The 18129-nt window shown below is 73.0% G+C and carries 13 protein-coding genes; 3 read left to right on the forward strand and 10 right to left on the reverse strand.

Features of this window, described 5'->3' with window-relative positions; genetic code table 11:
- Window positions 1-54 precede the first annotated feature (54 nt).
- A complete protein-coding gene (locus EV684_RS12740; RefSeq protein WP_132647659.1) occupies window positions 55-1266 on the forward strand; it encodes a trans-sulfuration enzyme family protein in 1212 nt (403 codons plus the stop codon).
- Window positions 1267-1282: 16 nt separating this feature from the next.
- Here the strand turns inward: EV684_RS12740 and EV684_RS12745 are convergent, their stop codons facing one another.
- Complete coding sequence (locus EV684_RS12745; protein WP_132647660.1) at window positions 1283-1564, reverse strand: hypothetical protein; 282 nt, start codon at window positions 1562-1564, stop codon at window positions 1283-1285.
- A 198-nt stretch (window positions 1565-1762) separates the two neighbouring features.
- On the opposite strand from EV684_RS12745, the gene xth reads away from it, so the two are divergent.
- On the forward strand, window positions 1763-2539 hold the full coding sequence (xth, locus tag EV684_RS12750; protein ID WP_200222309.1) for an exodeoxyribonuclease III: 777 nt from the start codon (window positions 1763-1765) through the stop codon (window positions 2537-2539).
- Here the strand turns inward: xth and EV684_RS12755 are convergent, their stop codons facing one another.
- The 6 genes from EV684_RS12755 to EV684_RS12780 all read right to left on the reverse strand — a co-directional run bounded on the left by EV684_RS12755 (window position 2540) and on the right by EV684_RS12780 (window position 12923).
- A complete protein-coding gene (locus EV684_RS12755; RefSeq protein ID WP_132647661.1) occupies window positions 2540-3043 on the reverse strand; it encodes a dihydrofolate reductase in 504 nt (167 codons plus the stop codon).
- A gap of 2 nt (window positions 3044-3045) precedes the next feature.
- Window positions 3046-3867: a thymidylate synthase gene (locus tag EV684_RS12760; protein ID WP_132647662.1), complete on the reverse strand. Its 822-nt coding sequence runs from the start codon at window positions 3865-3867 to the stop codon at window positions 3046-3048.
- A 27-nt stretch (window positions 3868-3894) separates the two neighbouring features.
- Window positions 3895-7596 carry a response regulator gene (locus tag EV684_RS12765; RefSeq protein WP_132647663.1) on the reverse strand — a complete coding sequence of 1234 codons (3702 nt, stop codon included), beginning with the start codon at window positions 7594-7596 and terminating at the stop codon, window positions 3895-3897.
- A complete protein-coding gene (locus EV684_RS12770; protein ID WP_132647664.1) occupies window positions 7586-8764 on the reverse strand; it encodes an HD-GYP domain-containing protein in 1179 nt (392 codons plus the stop codon). Before EV684_RS12770 ends, EV684_RS12765 begins: the two co-directional genes overlap by 11 nt.
- Window positions 8765-8927: 163 nt before the next feature.
- Complete coding sequence (locus EV684_RS12775; RefSeq protein ID WP_132647665.1) at window positions 8928-10751, reverse strand: ABC transporter transmembrane domain-containing protein; 1824 nt, start codon at window positions 10749-10751, stop codon at window positions 8928-8930.
- A gap of 51 nt (window positions 10752-10802) precedes the next feature.
- Window positions 10803-12923, reverse strand: a complete 2121-nt coding sequence (locus EV684_RS12780) for an acetyl-CoA hydrolase/transferase C-terminal domain-containing protein (RefSeq protein WP_132647666.1) — start codon at window positions 12921-12923, stop codon at window positions 10803-10805.
- Between the two features lie 167 nt (window positions 12924-13090).
- On the opposite strand from EV684_RS12780, the gene EV684_RS12785 reads away from it, so the two are divergent.
- The gene (locus EV684_RS12785; RefSeq protein ID WP_242478453.1) at window positions 13091-13888 is read left to right on the forward strand and encodes a GGDEF domain-containing protein; all 798 of its coding nucleotides are present in this window, start codon (window positions 13091-13093) and stop codon (window positions 13886-13888) included.
- Here EV684_RS12785 and EV684_RS12790 read toward each other — a convergent pair whose 3' ends face one another.
- Genes EV684_RS12790 through EV684_RS12800 form a run of 3 tightly spaced genes read right to left on the reverse strand, consistent with a single transcriptional unit; the run spans window position 13889 to window position 18104 of the window.
- The gene (locus EV684_RS12790) at window positions 13889-14953 is read right to left on the reverse strand and encodes a lipocalin-like domain-containing protein (protein WP_132647667.1); all 1065 of its coding nucleotides are present in this window, start codon (window positions 14951-14953) and stop codon (window positions 13889-13891) included.
- A 2-nt stretch (window positions 14954-14955) separates the two neighbouring features.
- Window positions 14956-17460, reverse strand: coding sequence for an FtsX-like permease family protein (locus tag EV684_RS12795; RefSeq protein ID WP_132647668.1), 2505 nt, complete (start codon window positions 17458-17460; stop codon window positions 14956-14958).
- On the reverse strand, window positions 17457-18104 hold the full coding sequence (locus EV684_RS12800; protein WP_132647669.1) for an ABC transporter ATP-binding protein: 648 nt from the start codon (window positions 18102-18104) through the stop codon (window positions 17457-17459). The genes EV684_RS12795 and EV684_RS12800 overlap by 4 nt, the downstream gene beginning before the upstream one ends.
- Window positions 18105-18129 lie beyond the last annotated feature (25 nt).

The following is an 18129-nucleotide window of genomic DNA, read 5'->3' on the forward strand; positions in this document are numbered from 1 at the left end:
TACCCGGCGTCGGCCGCGCAAAATCACCGCGTCTCCGGCTTCCGCTCCCGCACGATGTCCCACCCCCTCGACCCCTCCGCCGGCCTGCAGACCCTCGCCATCCACGCTGGCGAGACCCCCGACCCCGCCACCGGCGCCTCGGCGCCGAACATCGTCATGTCGACGACCTTCGTCACCGGCGCCGACGCCGGTTTCTCGGTCGAGGACATGGACGACGAGACACGCTGGATCTACACGCGCTGGGGCAACCCGACGGTGCACCAGCTCGAGACCAAGCTGGCCGCGCTCGAAGGCGCCGAGGCCGCGGTCGCCTTCGGCAGCGGCATGGCGGCGGTCAGCAGCCTGTTCATGCACCTGCTGAAGGCCGGCGACCATGCCGTCGTCAGCGACGTCACCTACGCCGCGGCTTCCGAGATGGCGCGCGAGATCCTGCCGTCTCTGGGCATCGAGATCACGCGAGTCGACACCTCCGACCTCGCCCAGGTCGCCGCGGCGATGCGGCCGAACACGCGCCTGGTCTACGCCGAGACGCCCTGCAACCCGCTGCTGCGGCTGACCGACATTGCCGCGGTCGCCGAGATCGCGCACGCCGGCGGCGCGCTGCTGGCGGTCGACTCGACCTTCGCGACGCCGCTGGCGACGCGGCCGCTGGCGCTGGGCGCCGACTTCGTCGTGCATTCGCTGACCAAGTACCTCGGCGGCCACGGCGATGCGCTCGGCGGCGCGGTGCTCGGTGGCGCCCAGGCGCTGGCCTCGCTGCGCCAGCGCACGGCGATCCGCTTCGGCGGCGTGCTGAGCCCGTTCAACGCATGGCTGATCCTGCGCGGGCTGGCGACCTTCCCGCTGCGCATGCGCGCCCACGCCGAGAACGCCCTGGCGCTGGCGAAGTACCTCGAAGCGCATCCGCGCGTCGAGCGCGTCTTCTACCCCGGCCTGCCGTCGCATCCGCAGTACGAGTTGGCGCAGCGCCAGATGCGCAACGCGTCCGGCATGGTCACCTTCCGCGTCGCCGACGGCGCCGCGCTGGCGCGGCGCTGCGCCGAGCAACTGCGCGTCATCCACTACGCGGTGTCGCTGGGCCACCACCGCTCGCTGCTGTTCTATCTCGCCAGCGAGGATCTGCTGCGCACCTCGTTTCGCCTCGACACGCCGGCGCAGCGCGCGTCCTGGGACGCCTACGCCGGCGACGGCATCTTCCGCTTCTCGGTCGGCCTCGAGGACCCCGAGGACCTGATCGCCGACCTGGCGCGGGTGCTCGACACCTGACGCGCGGAACGCCCGTTCAGGCGTCTAGCGGCAGGATCGAGACGATGTGCGGCGCACGATGGCCGAGTGGCTGATAGATGTACACCTTGGCCGCGAAGTCGGTGGCGTCCGGATAGACCGCCCGTGCCTTGCAGAGGAAGCAGTAGTTCATGCCGGCGACGACCTGGTGCGCCGCGGCGAGCGGCGTGTAGCTGACACTGAGCAGGCCTTCCATCGCGGTCTTGAGCACCTGGCGGTCTTCCTCGGTCAGTTCGAAGCAGAACGGCGACCAGCCACCGGGCATCGTCGTATGGGTCATGACCATCTCCACCGGCCGCGACGTTGTCGCCCACGTTCGGCAGGCGGCGGCCGGCGTCGCTGCCGTGGCTGGCGGTCACCCGACCGGGCCCGCCTTCGCTCCCCAACGTAGCCCGTCCGGCCGGGCATTCAAGCGCCGCGAGGGGTGATGGTTTTGCATCCAGCCACGGCCCGGCGGCGACTCGCTACGATCGCCCGCATGAAGATCGCCACGTTCAACGTCAACGGCATCACGGCGCGCCTGCCGCGGCTGCTCGAATGGCTGGCCGAGTCGGCGCCCGACGTCGCCTGCCTGCAGGAACTGAAGACCTCCGACGAGACCTTTCCGGTGCAGGCCATCCAAGCCGCCGGCTACGGCGCGATCTGGCACGGGCAGAAGGGCTTCAACGGTGTCGCCGTGCTCGCGCGCGGCGCGCAGCCGGTCGAACGCCGCCGCGGCCTGCCCGGCGACCCCGACGACAGCCACAGCCGCTACCTCGAAGCCCAGGTCGGCGAGGTGATCGTCGGCGCGCTCTACCTGCCCAACGGCAACCCGCAGCCGGGCCCGAAGTTCGACTACAAGCTGAAGTGGATGCAGCGCCTGCACGAGCACGCCGCGACGCTGGTGAACCTGGGCGCGCCGGTGGTGCTGGCCGGCGATTACAACGTCGTGCCGACCGACGCGGTTCGCGACATCTATTCGCCCAAGGGCTGGCAGAACGACGCGCTGCTGCAGCCCGAGTCGCGCGAGGCCTTCGCGCGCCTGCAGGCGCTGGGTTTCACCGACGCCCTGGCCACGCTGCATGGCGACGCGGCGATGTACACCTACTGGGACTACTTCCGCCAGCGCTGGGAGCGCAACGCCGGGCTGCGCATCGACCACCTGCTGCTCAACGCGCCGGCCGCGGCGCGGCTGAAGGCCGCCGAGGTCGACCGCTTCATCCGCGGGCGCGAAAAACCCAGCGACCACGCGCCGGTCTGGGTCGAACTCGGCTGATCAGGCGCTGCGGCGGCGGTAGGTGACGAAGGCGTAGCCGAAGTCGTTGGGCGCCACCGCGCGGTGCTCTTCGCGCGCGACTTCGGCGAAGCCGTCGCGCAGCGTCGCCGGCAAGCGGGTGTCGCCGTCGACATCAGCGTCGATCTCGGTCAGCACCAGTTCGTCGACACGCGGCAGCAGCGTCGCGTAGAGCTCGCCGCCGCCGATGACGCAGGCCCGCGGCGCGTCGGCCACCAGGGCCAGCGCCGCCTCGGGCGAAGCCGCGACCTCGGCTCCGGGTGCGGCCCAGGCGGCCTGGCGCGTGACGACGATGTTGCGCCGCCCGGGCAGCGGGCGAAAGCGTTCCGGCAGCGACTCCCAGGTGCGCCGGCCCATCAGCACCGGCAGCCCCTGCGTCGTGCGCCGGAAGTGCGCCAGGTCTTCGGGCAGGTGCCAGGGCATCACGCCGTCGCGGCCGATGACGCCGTTGCGTGCGACGGCGGCGACCAGAACCAGCGTCGTCATCGTCAGACGGCCACGGGGGCCTTGATCGCCGGATGGTGCTGGTAGTCGTGCAGCACGAAGTCCTCGTACTCGTAGTCGTTGATCGACGCCGGGCGGCGGCGGATCTCCATCGTCGGGTAGGGGAAGGGCGTGCGCGAGAGCTGCGTCTGCACCTGCTCGACGTGGTTGCTGTAGAGGTGGCAGTCGCCGCCGGTCCAGATGAAGTCGCCGAGCGCCAGGTCGCACTGCTGGGCCATCATCATCGTCAGCAGCGCGTAGCTGGCGATGTTGAACGGCACGCCGAGGAAGATGTCGGCGCTCCTCTGGTAGAGCTGGCAGCTCAGCTTGCCGTCGGCGACGTAGAACTGGAAGAAGGCGTGGCAGGGCATCAGCGCCATCTTCGGCAGCTCGGCGACGTTCCAGGCGCTGACGACGATGCGGCGCGAGTCGGGGTCGGTCTTGAGCAGCCGCACCGCTTCGGCGATCTGGTCGATGGTGCCGCCGTCGGGCGTCGGCCAGCTGCGCCACTGCACGCCGTAGACCGGGCCCAGGTCGCCGTCTTCGCGCGCCCACTCGTTCCAGATCGACACGCCGCGTTCCTGCAGCCAGCGGGCGTTGCCGTCGCCGCGCAGGAACCACAGCAGCTCGAGGATGATGCTCTTCAGGTGGACCTTCTTGGTCGTCACCAGCGGGAAACCTTCGGACAGGTCGAAGCGCATCTGGTGGCCGAAGACGCTCTTCGTGCCGGTGCCGGTGCGGTCGCTCTTGTGCACGCCCGTCGTGTGGACGTGGCGCATGAAATCCTCGTACTGCGAGCGCACCGGGCGCTGGATCGGGTCGGTCATGGGCGGATTATCCGCGGCCGGGTCCGCTCAGGCGGCGTGCCGGGCCAGCAGTGAGGCGGCCTCGTCGAAGCGGAAGGACTCGACCAGCTCGGCGAGCCGGTCGAACTGCGTGCCCAGCGACTGGCGCAGCTCGGGTTCGTGCTCGGCGATGAACGAGGCGCTGGCGGTGTCGCCCGAGGTCAGCAGCAGGGCCAGCCCGGCCACGGCGACCGCCGGGTCGCCGAGCGGCCGCAGCGGTGCCGGCGCCGCGGCGGGCTCGGGCAGTGCACGGACGCCGGCCACGAGTTCGGTCAGCGCGCTGACCAGCACTTCGGTGGCGTCGTGGCGCGAGCTCACCGGCGCCTGCTCGTCGAGCAGGGCTTCCAGGCGCGTCGAGGCCAGGTGCACCTCGCGGGCGCCGACGTTGCCCGCCGCCCCTCGCAGCGCGTGCGCGAGCTGGCGCAGCTGCGTCCAGCGGTTCTCCGCGCACAGCGCCTGCAGCCTCGCGACGTCGTCGGTGTGGGTGCGCACGAACAGGCGCAGCAGCGACAGCGCGCGCTGTGCGCTGCCGCCCGAGCGCAGCAGCGCGTCGTCGGCGTCGACGCCGGGCAGCGGCGGCAGCGGCAGCTGCGCCTCGGGCGCCGGCGTGCGGGTGGTGTCGCCGCCGCGTTCGTCGGCCTCGGCCGCCGCGCCGCCCAGCCAGTGCAGCAAGGTCTCGTACAGGGCGCGCGGCTCGACCGGCTTGTGCACGCGGTGGTCCATGCCGGCGGCCAGGCATTCGGCCAGCGTGTCCTCGCCTTCGGAGGCGGTCAAGGCCAGGATCGGGATCCTGGCCCCCAGGCGGCGCATCTCGCGGGCCGCCGACAGGCCGTCGAGTTCGGGCATCTGCAGGTCCAGCAGCACCAGGGCCGGCCGGTCGGCGAGCAGGCGCTCGACGGCCTCGCGCCCGTCTTCCGCCAGCAGCACCTTGAGGCCGACGGCGCCCAGCAGCGCCAAGGCGCTCTCGCGGTTCACCGGGTCGTCGTCGGCCACCAGCACGCGCGTGCCGGCATGGCGCGCGCGCAGCGTCGCCTCCACCGTCAGCCCGGGCGGCCGGGTCGAGCTGTCGCGTCCCCGCGGCAGGTGAACACGCAGCCAGAAGCGGCTGCCCCGGCCGGGCCGGCTGTGCACGCCGACCTGGCCGTGCATCAGCTCCGTCAGTCGCCGCGTCAGCGCCAGGCCGAGGCCGGCACCGCCGTGGCGCCGCGTCATCGAGACGTCGCCGGGCTCGAAGGCGCCGAACAGCCGCGGCTGCTGCGCCGGGTCGATGCCCGGGCCGGTGTCGCGCACCTCCAGCAGCAGCGTCACGCCCTCGGCGTCCTCGGCGACGCGGCGGGCGACGAGCTGGATGCTGCCCTGCGCCGTGAACTTCACCGCGTTGCGGGCGTAGTTGCCCAGCGCGCGGCCGAGCATCGCGGCGTCTCCGCGCAGCCACAGCGGCAGGCTGCCGGCGTCGACGGTCAGCGTCAGCCCCTTGCGCAGCGCCTCGGCCTCGACCTGTTCGCGCGTCTGGTGCAGCAGCGCGCCGAGCTCGAAGTCGGCGACACGCGGCACGACGCCGCCGGCCTCCAGCTCCGACAGCGTCAGCACGTCTTCCAGGATCTCGGCCAGGCGGTCGGCCGCTTCGACGAACGCGTCCTCCTGCGCGCCCTCGGCGCCGTGCAGGTGGGGCGCGAGGTTCAGGATCTGGTGCAGCGGCGTGCGCAGCTCGTGGCTGACGATGCGGATGAAGGCGTCGCGTGCCCGCATGCCGGCCTCGGCACGCGCGCGGGCGATCTCCAGGTCGGCGGTGCGTTCGAGCACCTGGCGTTCGAGTTCGGCGCGGTGGCGGTCGAGTTCGAGGCGCAGCGTCTTGGACTCGGTGACGTCCTGCACGAAGCCCCGCGCGTGCAGCACGTGACGGCCCTCGAACTCGAGGCGGCCGACGATGCGCACCCAGCGTTCGCGCCCGCGAGCGGTCTGCACCGGCAGCTCCAGGTCCAGCGGCACGCCGCGCTCGCGGTTGGCCTGAAGCGCGGCGTCGAGCTGCTCGCGCGCCTCGGCGCCCAGGAATCCGAGCGCGTAGCCGATGCCCGGGTCGATCTCGCCGTCGACCTCGACGATGCGCCGGATCTCGTCGGTCCAGGTGACCTGCCGCGTGCGGTCGTCGTAGCTCCAGCCGCCGATGCGCGCGATGCGGCTGGTCTCGGCCAGCAGCGCGCGCTCCTTGCGCAGCTCGGTGACGTCGCGCGAGACGCCGAACACGCCGATCAGCTCGCCCGAGCGGTTGCGCAGCGGGCCCTTGGTGACCGTCATCTCGCGCGGGCCGTCGGGCGTGGGCAGCGTTTCCTCGAGTTCGATGTGGCCGTCGCGCGCCCGCAGGTCGTCGGCGTGCAGCCGGGCGACGACATCGGGCGGGTACAGCACCGAGTCGTCGCGGCCCAGCACCTGCTCGCGCCGGGTGCCGGTGATGCGCTCGGCACCGCGGTTGAAGAGCAGGAAGCGCCCCTGCAGATCCTTCGCGAAGATCATGTCGGGCGAGCTGTCGGCGATGGCCTCGACCACCGCCAGCGCCTCCATGCGTTCGGTCTGGCGATGGCGTTCGGCTTCGTGGCGGGCGATGGCCGCACGCTGGCGGCGCAGCGCCAGCAGGCCCGAAGCGCCGAAGCCGGCCAGCAGCGCGGCCAGGAGCACGCCCGAGACCGCCTGCCAGCGCTGGAGTTCGAGCGAGGCCTGGTCCACACGCGTGAGCAGCGACCACGGGGTCCCGGCCACCGGCTCGAGCAGCCCGAGCGCGGCCTGTCCACGTTCGTCGCTGCCTGCGATCAGCGTGCCGGCCGGATGCGGGGCGGCAGCGATCGCCGACTCCTCGGCCGCCCGGCGCCAGAGCACGAAGCCCTTGCGCGCCGGCGGCCCGAAATAGACGAGATCGGGGCCGTCGCGGCGCACGAGCACCGTCGCGACGCCCTCCATGACCTTGCCGCCCAGATCCAGCGGCGGCAGATCGGCAGCGGCCAGCTGCAGCAGCACGAACCCGCCCTCGGGCGCCTGGCCGGGCGCCAGCGGCACCAGCAGCGCCAGATGGGGCAGGCCCTCGGCGTCGAGCAGGGGGCCGAGCAGCCGCGGCTGCCCGGGCCGCGGGCCGGGGGTGTCGGGCGGCGTGTCGGGTGCCGGGCCGGAACTCCAGACGGTCCGCCAGCGGGCGTCCAGCAGCGCGGCCGCGACGTAACCACGTTCGGCGCGCAGCAGCTCCAGGCGTTCCTGCAGTCGCGACGGCTGGATCTCGCGCACCCGGTCGCCGTCGGCCAGACGCGCCGCGGCCCAGGCCGAGGCCTGGCTTGCGCGCAGGTCGGCCACCGAACGCAGCGACTGTTCGGTCGCCTGGCGCTGCTGGCGCAGCGCCAGGGCCAGCCCGGCGACCGTGAGCAGCAGGATGGTCGCGCCGACCAGCGCGGCCAGCGTCCGGTCGCCCGGGCCTGCCGCCTGGCGCCGGTGCTCGCCGGCCGGCGCCAGCCGGCGCACCAGCACGTACAGCAGCAGCGAGGTGACGGCGACGAAGACCCAGCCCTTGGTGATGCTGGCCAGCGTGCGCGCCTCGGGGTCGTTCAGCAGGCGCTCGACCCAGCGGTCGGACAGCAGGATCCACAGCGATGCCAGCCCGGCGTAGACGAGCGCGACGCGCAAGGCGGTCAGGCGGGGCCGGCGCAGCGCGCCGGAGATGTCAGACGCCACGGCGGGCGGCCGCCTCCAGGTCTTCCTTCGGGTCGGCGAAGGTCGTCGCGATGCGGCAGAACTCGTCGTAGCAGCGCTCGAAGGCGTCGACCACGGCCGGGTCGAAGTGCGTGCCGCGGCCGGCGACGATGGTCGCGTGCGCATCGCCGTAGTCCCAGGCCTCCTTGTAGCAGCGCTTGGAGATCAGCGCGTCGAAGACGTCGGCCAGCGCCATCAGCCGCGCCGAGCGCGGGATCGCCTCGCCGGCCAGGCCGTCGGGGTAGCCGCTGCCGTCCCAGCGCTCGTGGTGGCGGTGCGCGATCTCCTTGGCGATGCGCAGGCAGTCGAGCAGGTCGCGCGTCTTGTCGTCGATCTCGCCGTCGTGCCAGCGCTGGCGCATCTCCTGCTGCACGTCCTCCTCGGCACGCGTGATCGCGTCGGCGCCGATGCGGGCGTGTCTTTTCATCGTCACCCATTCGTCCGGGGTCAGCTTGCCCTTCTTCAGCAGCACCTCGTCGGGGATGCCGACCTTGCCGATGTCGTGCAGCGGTGCCGAACGTTCGAGCAGCGAGATCGTCGAGTCCGACAGATCCCAGCCGTGGCTGCGCAGATCCTCGGCGAGAACGCGCACGTACTTCTGCGTGCGCAGGATGTGGTTGCCGGTCTCCAGGTCGCGGGTCTCGGCGAGGTGGGCCAGCGCGCGGATGACCACCGTCTGCATCAGGTCGCCCTCCAGGTCGCGCAGCTGCTTCTCGCGCTGCAGCTCGTCGCGCAGCAGGCTGCGCAGGCGCGCGGCGTCGAGCTGGGTGCGCACGCGCGCCAGCAGGATCAGCGGGCTGAACGGCTTCTTGATGTAGTCGGAGGCGCCGGCCTGCAGGCCGATCTCCTCGTCGCGCTCCTTGCCCAGCGCGGTGACCATGACGACCGGAATGGCACGTGTGGCCGGGTTCTCGCGCAGCTTCTCGAGCACGACCATGCCGCTCATGTCCGGCATCATCACGTCGAGCAGGATCAGCGCCGGCAGCGGCGGGCGTTCGGCCAGGCGCAGCGCGGTCTCGCCGCTGGACGCGGCGATGACGCGATAGCCCGTGTCTCCCAGGATCGCGGCGAGGATCTTCAGGTTGGCCGGTTCGTCGTCGACGATGAGGATCGTCTCCGGGCCGGACGGCAGGGACAGTGCGGCAGGCAAGTCGGGCTTCCTCTCGGACGGCGCGGGCGCGTCCGTACCTCGGGCGCGGCCTGCAGCTTAGCGGCGGACGGTCGACCCCAGTCGGGGCAATAGTCTTGCGATTCCAGTGCTTGTGCCATTCTTCCGCTGGCCGGTGGAGGCCGCAACCGGGCTCCCGCGGGCATCAGGGGGTGGCGGGGCCGAGTTCGAACTGCATCGCCGCCAGCCGAGCGTACAACCCACCGCGTGCCACCAGCTCGGCGTGGGTGCCGACGTCGACGATGCGCCCGCCGTCCATGACGACGATGCGGTCGGCCCTCAGCACGGTGGCCAGGCGGTGGGCGATGACGATCGTCGTGCGCCCGGCCATTGCGGCCTCCAGCGCCGCCTGCACCATGCGCTCGCTCTCGGCGTCCAGCGCGCTGGTCGCCTCGTCGAGCAGCAGCAGCGGCGGGTTCTTCAGCATCGCGCGCGCGATCGCCACGCGCTGGCGCTGGCCGCCGGACAGGCGCACGCCGCGTTCGCCGAGGAAGCTGGCGTAGCCCTCGGGCAGGCGCTCGATGAACTCGTGCGCGTGCGCGGCACGCGCTGCGGCCACGACCTCGGCGTCGCTGGCCTCGGGCCGGCCGTAGCGGATGTTCTCCAGCGCCGACGCCGAGAAGACCGTGCTGTCCTGCGGCACGATGCCGATGCGCCCGCGCAGCCCGGCCAGCGAGGCCTCGCGCACGTCGACGCCGTCGACCGACACGCGCCCGGCCTGGGCGTCGTAGAAACGCAGCAGCAGCTGCAGCACCGTGCTCTTGCCGGCGCCGCTGGGGCCGACCAGGGCCACCGTCTCTCCGGGGCGCACGTCCAGCGAGAAGTCCGCCAGCGAGGGCTGGCCGGGCCGCGACGGATAGCAGAACGTGACCCCGTCCAGGCGCACCGCCGAGCCGCCCGAGGTCGGCGGCAGCGCGCGCGGCCGCGGCGGGTCGGCCACCGGCGAACGCGCCGCCAGCAGCTCCATCAGCCGCTCGGTGGCGCCGGCGGCGCGCAGCAGCTCGCCCCAGACCTCGGACAGCACCGCCACCGCGCCGACGAAGATGATGACGAAGACCACCGTCTGCCCGAGGTGGCCGGCGCTGATGCGGCCTTCGATCACCGCCTGCGTGCCCTGGTACAGGCCCCAGACCAGCGCGCCGAAGGTCGCGGTGATCATGAAGCCGACGAGCAGCGAGCGCACGACGGTGCGCCGCCGTGCGGTGTCGAACGCGCTTTCGGTGGCGGCGTCGAAACGCGCCGATTCACGCGGCTCCTGCACGTAACCCTGCACGACGGGGATCGCGTTGAGCACTTCGGCGGCGATGGCGCTGGAGTCGGCGACGCGGTCCTGACTGGCGCGGCTCAACTTGCGCACACGCCGGCCGAAGTAGATCGACGGCAGCACGACCAGCACCAGGATGCCCAGCACCTGGGTCATCACCCAGGGGTTGGTGACCACCAGCGCGGCCAGCGCGCCCAGCCCCATCACGGTGTTGCGCAGGCCCAGGCTGAGGCTGGAGCCGACGACGGTCTGCACCAGCGTCGTGTCGGTGGTCAGGCGGCTGAGCACCTCGCCGGTCTGGGTGGTCTCGAAGAACTCCGGGCTCTGGCGCACGACGTGGGCGTAGACCGCGTTGCGCAGGTCGGCGGTGATGCGCTCGCCCAGCCAGGTGACCATGTAGAAGCGCAGCGCCGAGAACAGCCCCAGCGCGCCGCCGACCGCGAACAGCGCCAGGAAGTGCCCGCGCAGCGCCATCACGCGCTGGCCGGGGTCGGCGGCGACCAGGCCCTGGTCGATCAGCGACTTCAGCGCCACCGGGAAGGCCAGCGTGCTGGCCGCGGCGAGCACGAGGAACAGCGCCGCGAGGGCGACCCGCGCGCGGTACGGCCGCACGAAGGGCAGCAGCCCGGACAGGGATCGCACGCGGCGCGCCGGCGCCGCGTCGTCGGCGGCACGCGCCGCCGTGGTGGAAGTGGTGGAAGCCATCGCCGCGCAGTGTAGGCAGCGCCGCCGAACGGCGCTCGCGGCGGGGCGGCGCTACAGGGTGCTGGCCAGCAGCCGGCGCACCAGCAGGTCGCGCAGGCCGTGCGCGTCGGCCAGGCCCAGGCGCTCCAGGTAGGGGCGCGGCGCCTCACGGCCTTCCCAGAGGCTCTTGAGCGTCATCTGCAGCAGTTCGGCCGGGTGTTCGCTGGCGTGCTTGAGCTTCTTCAGCGCGCGCACGATGCGGATCTCGTCTTCGCTCAGGTCGGTGCCGAACGGGTACTCGGGCAGCAGCCCGGCCGTGGCCCAGGGCTGAAGCTGGTCCTCCAGACTCTGCGGCAGGTTGTGGCGGCAGCGTTCGGGCACCGTGTAGCCGGATTCGAGCTTGCCGTGGGCCTGCGCCTGGCGCACGAGTTCGTCCTGGAAACGCGAGTCGGCCACCGCGATCAGGCGCTTGACGACCTCGCCGTCGGACTGCCCGCGCAGGTCGGCGACACCGTACTCGGTGACGACGATGTCGCGCAGGTGGCGCGGGATCGTCACGTTGCCGTAGCTCCAGACGATGCTGCTTGTGAGCGCCTGCTTCGTCGCGTGCGTCGAGCGCAGCATCATCACCAGGCGCGCGTCGGGCAGGGCGTGCGACATCGCGACGAAGTTGTACTGGCCGCCGACGCCGCTGACGACCTGGCCGTTCTCCAGCGCGTCGCTGGCCGCGGCGCCGAGCAGCGTGACGACCATCGTCGTGTTCATGAAACGCGCGCGGCGGCGCTGCTGGCGCTTCAGCTCGTCGTCGCCGTAGAGCTGGTTGATGAAGTCGATGCGCGTCATGTCGATCTTCGCCAGCTCCTGCGGCGGCATCGTGCGCAGGCGTTCGTAGAAGTCGCGCGGGCCGAGGAAGAAGCCGCCGTGCATGAAGACGCCGCCCAGCAGCCGCGAGCCGAGCATCGTGCCGCAGACGGTGTCGAAGGCGCCGGCATCGCGCAGGTCGGCGCTGCAGCGCGTGGCGCCGCAGACGAGCTCGCCGCCGTCCAGGCGCACGTCGGCGCGCAGCACGCCGAACTGTTGCAGGAAGGCGAGGTCGCGCGCGTCCAGCGGCGCGCGCACGCGGCCGGCCTCCAGCAGCGCCGCCAGGGTCTGCGGGCGCACCGTCGCGTCGGCGATGCGGCCTTCGTTGAGCAGGCGCTGCAGCACCGCGTCGGCGTAGACCTCGCGGCGCACGATGCCGGCCTCGATGAGCTTCAGGAAGCCGTTGACGAACATCTCCGAGCAGCCGTAGAGCCCGGTGTCGAAGCGCCCGGTCTCGCGGCCGGACAGGTCGCCGTGGGTCAGCGACTCGAGGATGCGGCGGTATTCGCTGCCGTGGCGGTCGCGCACGATCAGTGACTGCGCGATGGCGTCGCCCAGCGAGCCGATGCCGATCTGCAGCGTGCCGCCGTCGACGACGAAGCTCGACGCGTGCAGGCCGATCGCGTAATCGGCGAACGAGACCTTGTTGTTCGGCGGCGCGAACACGGCGTGCGTGCCGTGCGGGTCGGTGACGACGAGGTCGAACAGCCCCGGGTCGACCTCGGCGCCGTTGGGCATGAACGGCATCTTGCGGTTGACGACGCCGACGGTCATCACCTTGCGGCCGCTGGCGTGCACGCGCTCGATGATCTCGGCGCTGACGTCGGGGTTGGACGACAGCGACAGCCGCATCGCCTCGCCGGTGCCGCGTGCGGCCACCGCCTGGGCGATGACGTTCATGCCCTGCACCGCCATGTCGCGTGCGACGAAGGTGTAGTTGGTCGAGATGTAGTTCTGCTGCGCCGCGGCGTTGCCCAGGTAGTCGCCGGTCTTCATGAAGAACTCGCGCACCTCGACGTTGCTCGGCAGCCGGCCGGCACGCAGGTCGACGACGTAGTCCAGGTCGGGGTAGTCCTCGAAGACACGCGCCACCAGCGGTTCGAGGAAGTGGCGCTCGATGTCGGTCTTGCCCACCGGCTTCTGCAGCGACAGCGCGGTGACGATGCGCAACCGCCGCGACGGCTTGGCGCGCAGCCGCCGGTACAGCGCGTTGACGAAGGGGTTGGGCTTGCCGACACCCAGCGGGATGCCGAGCACGATGTCTCCCTCCACCGTCTCCAGCACCAGGTCGACCGCGGCCTCGATCGAGTCGACGAACTTCGGCGCGCCCATCTTCTTGTCTCCGTCCTTGCCTGTATCTTGTGCCGTCCAGCATCGGCTGCGCGCCGGGTGCGACGCTTGACACAAAGCAAGCGGCCGAAGCCCACTTTCTAGGGGGTGATGACCGGGGTGCTTCAGGCGCCGCGGGTTGTGGTCGAATACCGTACGGCGGTGCGCCCATGCTGAACGTTCCGACGATTCCCACCCCCGACGAGACGCTGCCCCCGCGTCGCCGCCTGGCGACCGGGGTGGCGCTCGGCGCGCTGCTGGTCGTGTTGATGGCCGCGGCCGGCTGGGGGCTGGCGCGGCTGTTCGCCGGTCTCGGGCCGCTGGCCGCGCCGGCAGCTGCGGCGTTGGCCGCCGCCGGCGTCGGCGTGCCGCTGGTGCTGTGGCTGCTGCACCTGCTGCGTGCGCTGGACGGCACGCGCGCAGCGCTGGCGCGGCTGGACACCGTCGACCCGGCCACCGGCATCACCAACCGCCCCAACTTCCTGGCCTCGGCCGAACGCGAATGGTCGCGTGCACGTCGCTACGGCACCGGCGCGGCGCTGCTGGTCGTCGAGGTCGACCAGGCCGCGCGCCTCGCCGAGGGCCGTGGCGTCGTCGCCACCGAGACCGTGCTGCGCGCGCTGGCGCGCGACACCGAGCAGACGCTGCGCGGCGGCGACCTGATCGCACGTTTCGGCGACACCCAGTTCGCCGTCTGGCTGGTGCACGCCGACCCGACCGGCGCGCTCGACGTCGCCGAGCGCATCCGCGAACGCAGCGAGCAGATGGAGATCCCCTGCGGCGCGCATCCGCTGCGGGTGACGGTCAGCGTCGGCGTCGCCGCGCTGCGGCCGGCGCACCAGAACCTGTCGGCGCTGATCGACGACGTCGACGCCGCACTCGCGGCCGCGCAGCAGGCCGGCGGCAACTGCGTGCGCGCCGCGCCGGTGGACCTGCGCCGGCGCCGGGCCGACGCGCCGCCGCCCTGATCAGCCCAGCTGCAGCCGTCGGCTGTAGCCCGTCATCTCCAGATAACCCAGGCCGACGCGGCGCCCCGCGCCGTCGAGCAGTTCGCTTAAGCCCTCCCAGTAGACCGCGCCGGTGCCGCCGCGGCTGTCGAGTTCCTGGCCGTCGAGCAGCGCGCGCACGCGCCAGCGGCCGGCGGGCGTGTCGACCTGCCACTCGACCGGGTACTCGGCGCGTGTCGCCGGGCTCGCCCAGCGCCGGCCGGGCGTGAAGACCACGTCGCCGGGCGCGAAGGCCACGGCCGTGCCGCCGGCCGCGCGCCAGCTGCCGCCGGCCCACAGCGCGCTGCCGTCGGCGCGGCGCAGCCGGAAGGCGGTCAGCGCGCTGCCGTCGAACAGGTTGATGCCGATCCAGTCCCAGCCGACGGCCTCGGGGTGCAGGATCTCGTCGCTCCATTCGTGGTCCATCCAGGCCACGCCGCGGGCCTCGGCCGGGCGGCCGTCGGCGCTGAACCGGCAGTTCGCCGCGAGTTGGGGCTCGCTCACGTAGTGGCTGGCCTGGCGTTCGTCCGGGCCTTTGCGCGAGAAGCCGGCGTCGCCCTGCAGCAGCAGCGGCTGCGTCGGCACGAGCTCCAGATCGAGGCCGAAGTCGGCGGCCGGCAGCCGCGCGCGGTAGCCGCTGCCCGCACGTTCCAGCCACCAGTCGCCCAGGCGCACGCCGACGTCCTCGGTCCGCGCCCAGGCCGGGCCTTCGGTGCCGTCGCCCGACCAGCGCGCGATGCGCTGCGCATGGTGGTGGCGGCGGGCGTCCAGATCGGTGAGCGCCGCGTGCGCGAACAGGATCTGGCGCGGTGCGAAGCGGCTCTTCACCTCTGCGGCCAGCCCGGTGCGGCTGCGGAAGAAGGTCAGCTGGAAGCCCCAGCGCGGCGCCTGCGGCGTGCCGGCCCAGCCGGTGGCGTACCACCACTCGGTGCGGGTGTCCGGGTGCGCGCCGTGGTCACGCGGGAAGACCAGCGGGCGCCGCCGGATCTCGGCGTGGGCCGGCAGCGCGGCGGCGCCGGCGAGCAGCAGCAGATGGCGGCGTCGCATTCCTACCAGTCCTCCTTCACCGACAGCACCGCCGAGCGCCCGGCGGCGCTGCGCGCGCTGAACGCGGCGGTGGCGATGCCGGCGGCGAACACCGCCGCGGCCAGCGCCGCCAGCCGCGCCACCGGCACGACGAGCTCCATCGTCCAGTGGAAGCTCTGCGGGTTGACGACGAAGACCAGGACCGCGCTGACCGCCAGCCCCAGCGCCAGCCCGACGACGACGCCGGCGGCCAGCCAGGCCGCGCCTTCGCCGGCGACGATGGCGATGACCTGGCCGCGTGTCAGCCCCAGGTGCGCCAGCAGGCCGAACTCCTTGCGCCGCGCCAGCACCTGGGCCGACAGGCTGGCGGCGATGCCGACCAGGCCGATGCCGATGGCCACCGCCTGCAGGTAGTAGGTGACGGCGAAGCTGCGGTCGAAGATGCGCAGCGACATCGTGCGCAGCTCGCCGGTGGCGGCGAACTCCAGCATCGCCGGGTCGGGCAGCAGCGCGCGCAGCCGCGTCTGCACCGCAGCCATCTCGGCACCGGGTGCCAGCCACAGCGCCAGGTCGTTGATGCGTTCGTCGCCGGTCAAACGGCGGTAGTCGGCGCTGTCCATCACGAGGCTGCCGAACTGGCGCGCGTAGTCTCGCCAGACGCCGAGCACCCGCACCGTCGTGCCGCCGGCCAGCGGCAGCTCCAGCGTGCCGCCGACCTTCGCGCCGTAGAGGTCGACCATGGCCTCGCTGACCCAGACGCCGGTCTCGCCTGGCCGCGGCGGCAGCGCCGTGCCGACCAGTGGCAGCTCGCTGGCCGCGTCGGCCACCGGCCGCGCCATCAGCGTCACCGCCGGGCGGCCTTCGGCCATCTGCAGCGCGCGGTGGCGGGTCGCCGAGACGCGCGCGACGCCGGGCACGCTGGCCGCGGCCTGCAGGAAGTCCGGCGGCAGCCAGGCCTGGTCGGTGGTGCCGCCGGTGGCGGCGCTGCGCGCGTACAGGTCGGCCGGCAGCATCGAGTCCAGCCAGTGCGAGACGCCGTCGCGAAAGCTCGCCACCATCACCGTCAGCGCCACCGACAGCGCCAGGCTGGCGACGACGCCCGACACCGCCGCCGTCGCGGTGGCGCGCTGGAAACGCGCACGCTGCAAAGCCAGCAGCGCCAGCGCCGAACGTGGCGTCGAGATCCAGCCCAGCAGCGCGTGCACGACCGCCGGCACCAGCGCGACGCCGCCGAACAGCAGCGCCGCGACCGCGAGGTAGGCCGCCAGCGGCAGCCCGGCGATCGGCGGTGCGAAGGCCAGCGCCACGCCGGCGGCCAGCAGCAAGAGGCCGGGCAGGGCGGGTGGCGCCGGCTGGTGCGGCGCGCCCAGGCCCTTGAGCGCCATCGCCGGCGCCAGGCGCTCGGCCTGTTTCGCCGGCCACCAGCCGCCGATCAGCGCCGACACCGTGCCCAGCGCCAGGAAGGCCAGCGCGCCGCCGGCGCCGAAACGCACCGTCGGCGCGATGCCGGGGAAGTAGCCGCCGCCCAGGTCGCCCGACATCCAGCGCAGCGCCAGCACCGCCATGCCGGCGCCCATCACCAGCCCGGCCAGGCTGCCGGCCGCGCCCAGCACCGCACATTCGGCCAGCACCAGGCCGCGCCGTTCGCCGGCGGTGAGCCCCAGCACGCCCAAGAGCGCGAAGCTCGGCGTGCGCTGCGCCACCGACAGCGAGACCACCGAGAACACCAGGAAGGCGCCGACGAACAGCGCCACCAGCGCCAGCACCGTCAGGTTCACGCGGTAGGCGCGCGACAGGTTGGAGATGCGCTGCTCGGCTTCGCCCGGCGCGACGGCCTCGACACCGGCCGGCAGCGCCAGCCGTTCGACCAGCGCCGCGCGGTCGGTGCCCGGCGCCAGCCGCAGGTCGATGCGCGTCAGCCGGCCGTCGTAGCCGAAAACCGTCTGCGCCGCGGCGACGTCCATCACGGCCATCGCCAGGCCGCCGGCGGCGACGCTGCCGGCGACCTCGAACCGCTGCCACGCGGTGCCCGACTGCAGCGCCAGCACCGTGCCGTCGGCGGCGCCGGTCTGGGTGCGCGCCGCGGTGTTGAGGAAGACCAGCCCCGGGTCCAGCCCGGCCATCGTGCGGCTGTCGTCGGCCGGGCGCGGCAGCAGCGTCGCCGCCACCGGCGCGATGCGCAGCACGTCCAGACCGACGACCCGCAGCGCGACACGCCGGCCGTCGGCCGCCGCGGCATAGGTCTCGAACTCGACCACCGGGCTGGCGAGCTCGACCGCGGCGTCGGTGGCGACGCGGTCGAACAGCGCATCGTCGAAACCTTCGCGCTGGCCGCGGATCGTCAGGTCGGGCTCGCCGTTGGCGGCACGCACCGCGGCGGAGAACTCCGACAGCGCCGAGCTGTTGATCAGGTGCACCGAGTACGCCAGCGCGACGCCCAGCGCCACCGCCAAGAGCGCGACGCCGTGGCGCCAGGGGTGGTGGCGCCACTCGCGCCACAGCAGGCTGGCCAGCAGGTGGCGGTTCATCGCGCCACGATGCCGTGCGCGGTCAGGCGCAGCACGCGGTCGGCACGCGCGGCGGCGGCTTCGGAGTGCGTCACCAGCAGGCAGGCGGCGCCGGCTTCGCGCACCTGGGCGAGCAGCACGGCGAGCACACGTTCGGCGGTCTCGGGGTCGAGGTTGCCGGTCGGTTCGTCGGCGAGGATCAGCCCGGGCGCATGCACGACGGCGCGTGCGATCGCCACGCGCTGCAGCTGGCCGCCGGAGAGCTGCGCCGGATAACGCGCGCCCAGCGCACCCAGCCCGACGGCGTCGAGCAGCGTGGCGACGCGGCGCTCGTCGGGGCGGTTCAGCAGCAGCAGCGGCAGCGCGACGTTCTCGGCCACCGTCAGGTGCGGCAGCACGTGGAAGGCCTGGAAGACGAAGCCCAGGCGGGCGCGGCGCAGCCGGGCGCGGCCGGCTTCGTCCAGCGCCGCCAGGTCCTGGCCGGCGACCATGATGCGGCCGGCGTCCGCGGCGTCGAGCCCGGCGATGCAGTTCAGCAGCGTCGACTTGCCGACACCGGACTCGCCCAGCAGCGCGACGAACTCGCCGGCGCCCAGTTCGAGCGTGACATCGTGGAAGACACGGGTCTCCCCGTAAGACTTGGACAGACCCTCGAGCAGCAGCATGGGCGGCGATGATGCCCGAGAGGCT

Source organism: Rubrivivax gelatinosus (genome assembly GCF_004340905.1).
Classification (GTDB): Bacteria; Pseudomonadota; Gammaproteobacteria; order Burkholderiales; family Burkholderiaceae_C; genus Rubrivivax; species Rubrivivax gelatinosus.

Coding starts and splice junctions, on each gene's coding strand:
- EV684_RS12740 (WP_132647659.1), top strand. CDS start 55: ATGTCCCACCCCCTCGACCCCTCCGCCGGCCTGCAGACCCTCGCCATC.
- EV684_RS12745 (WP_132647660.1), bottom strand. CDS start 1,564: ATGACCCATACGACGATGCCCGGTGGCTGGTCGCCGTTCTGCTTCGAA.
- xth (WP_200222309.1), top strand. CDS start 1,763: ATGAAGATCGCCACGTTCAACGTCAACGGCATCACGGCGCGCCTGCCG.
- EV684_RS12755 (WP_132647661.1), bottom strand. CDS start 3,043: ATGACGACGCTGGTTCTGGTCGCCGCCGTCGCACGCAACGGCGTCATC.
- EV684_RS12760 (WP_132647662.1), bottom strand. CDS start 3,867: ATGACCGACCCGATCCAGCGCCCGGTGCGCTCGCAGTACGAGGATTTC.
- EV684_RS12775 (WP_132647665.1), bottom strand. CDS start 10,751: ATGGCTTCCACCACTTCCACCACGGCGGCGCGTGCCGCCGACGACGCG.
- EV684_RS12780 (WP_132647666.1), bottom strand. CDS start 12,923: ATGGGCGCGCCGAAGTTCGTCGACTCGATCGAGGCCGCGGTCGACCTG.
- EV684_RS12785 (WP_242478453.1), top strand. CDS start 13,091: ATGCTGAACGTTCCGACGATTCCCACCCCCGACGAGACGCTGCCCCCG.
- EV684_RS12790 (WP_132647667.1), bottom strand. CDS start 14,953: ATGCGACGCCGCCATCTGCTGCTGCTCGCCGGCGCCGCCGCGCTGCCG.
- EV684_RS12795 (WP_132647668.1), bottom strand. CDS start 17,460: ATGAACCGCCACCTGCTGGCCAGCCTGCTGTGGCGCGAGTGGCGCCAC.
- EV684_RS12800 (WP_132647669.1), bottom strand. CDS start 18,104: ATGCTGCTGCTCGAGGGTCTGTCCAAGTCTTACGGGGAGACCCGTGTC.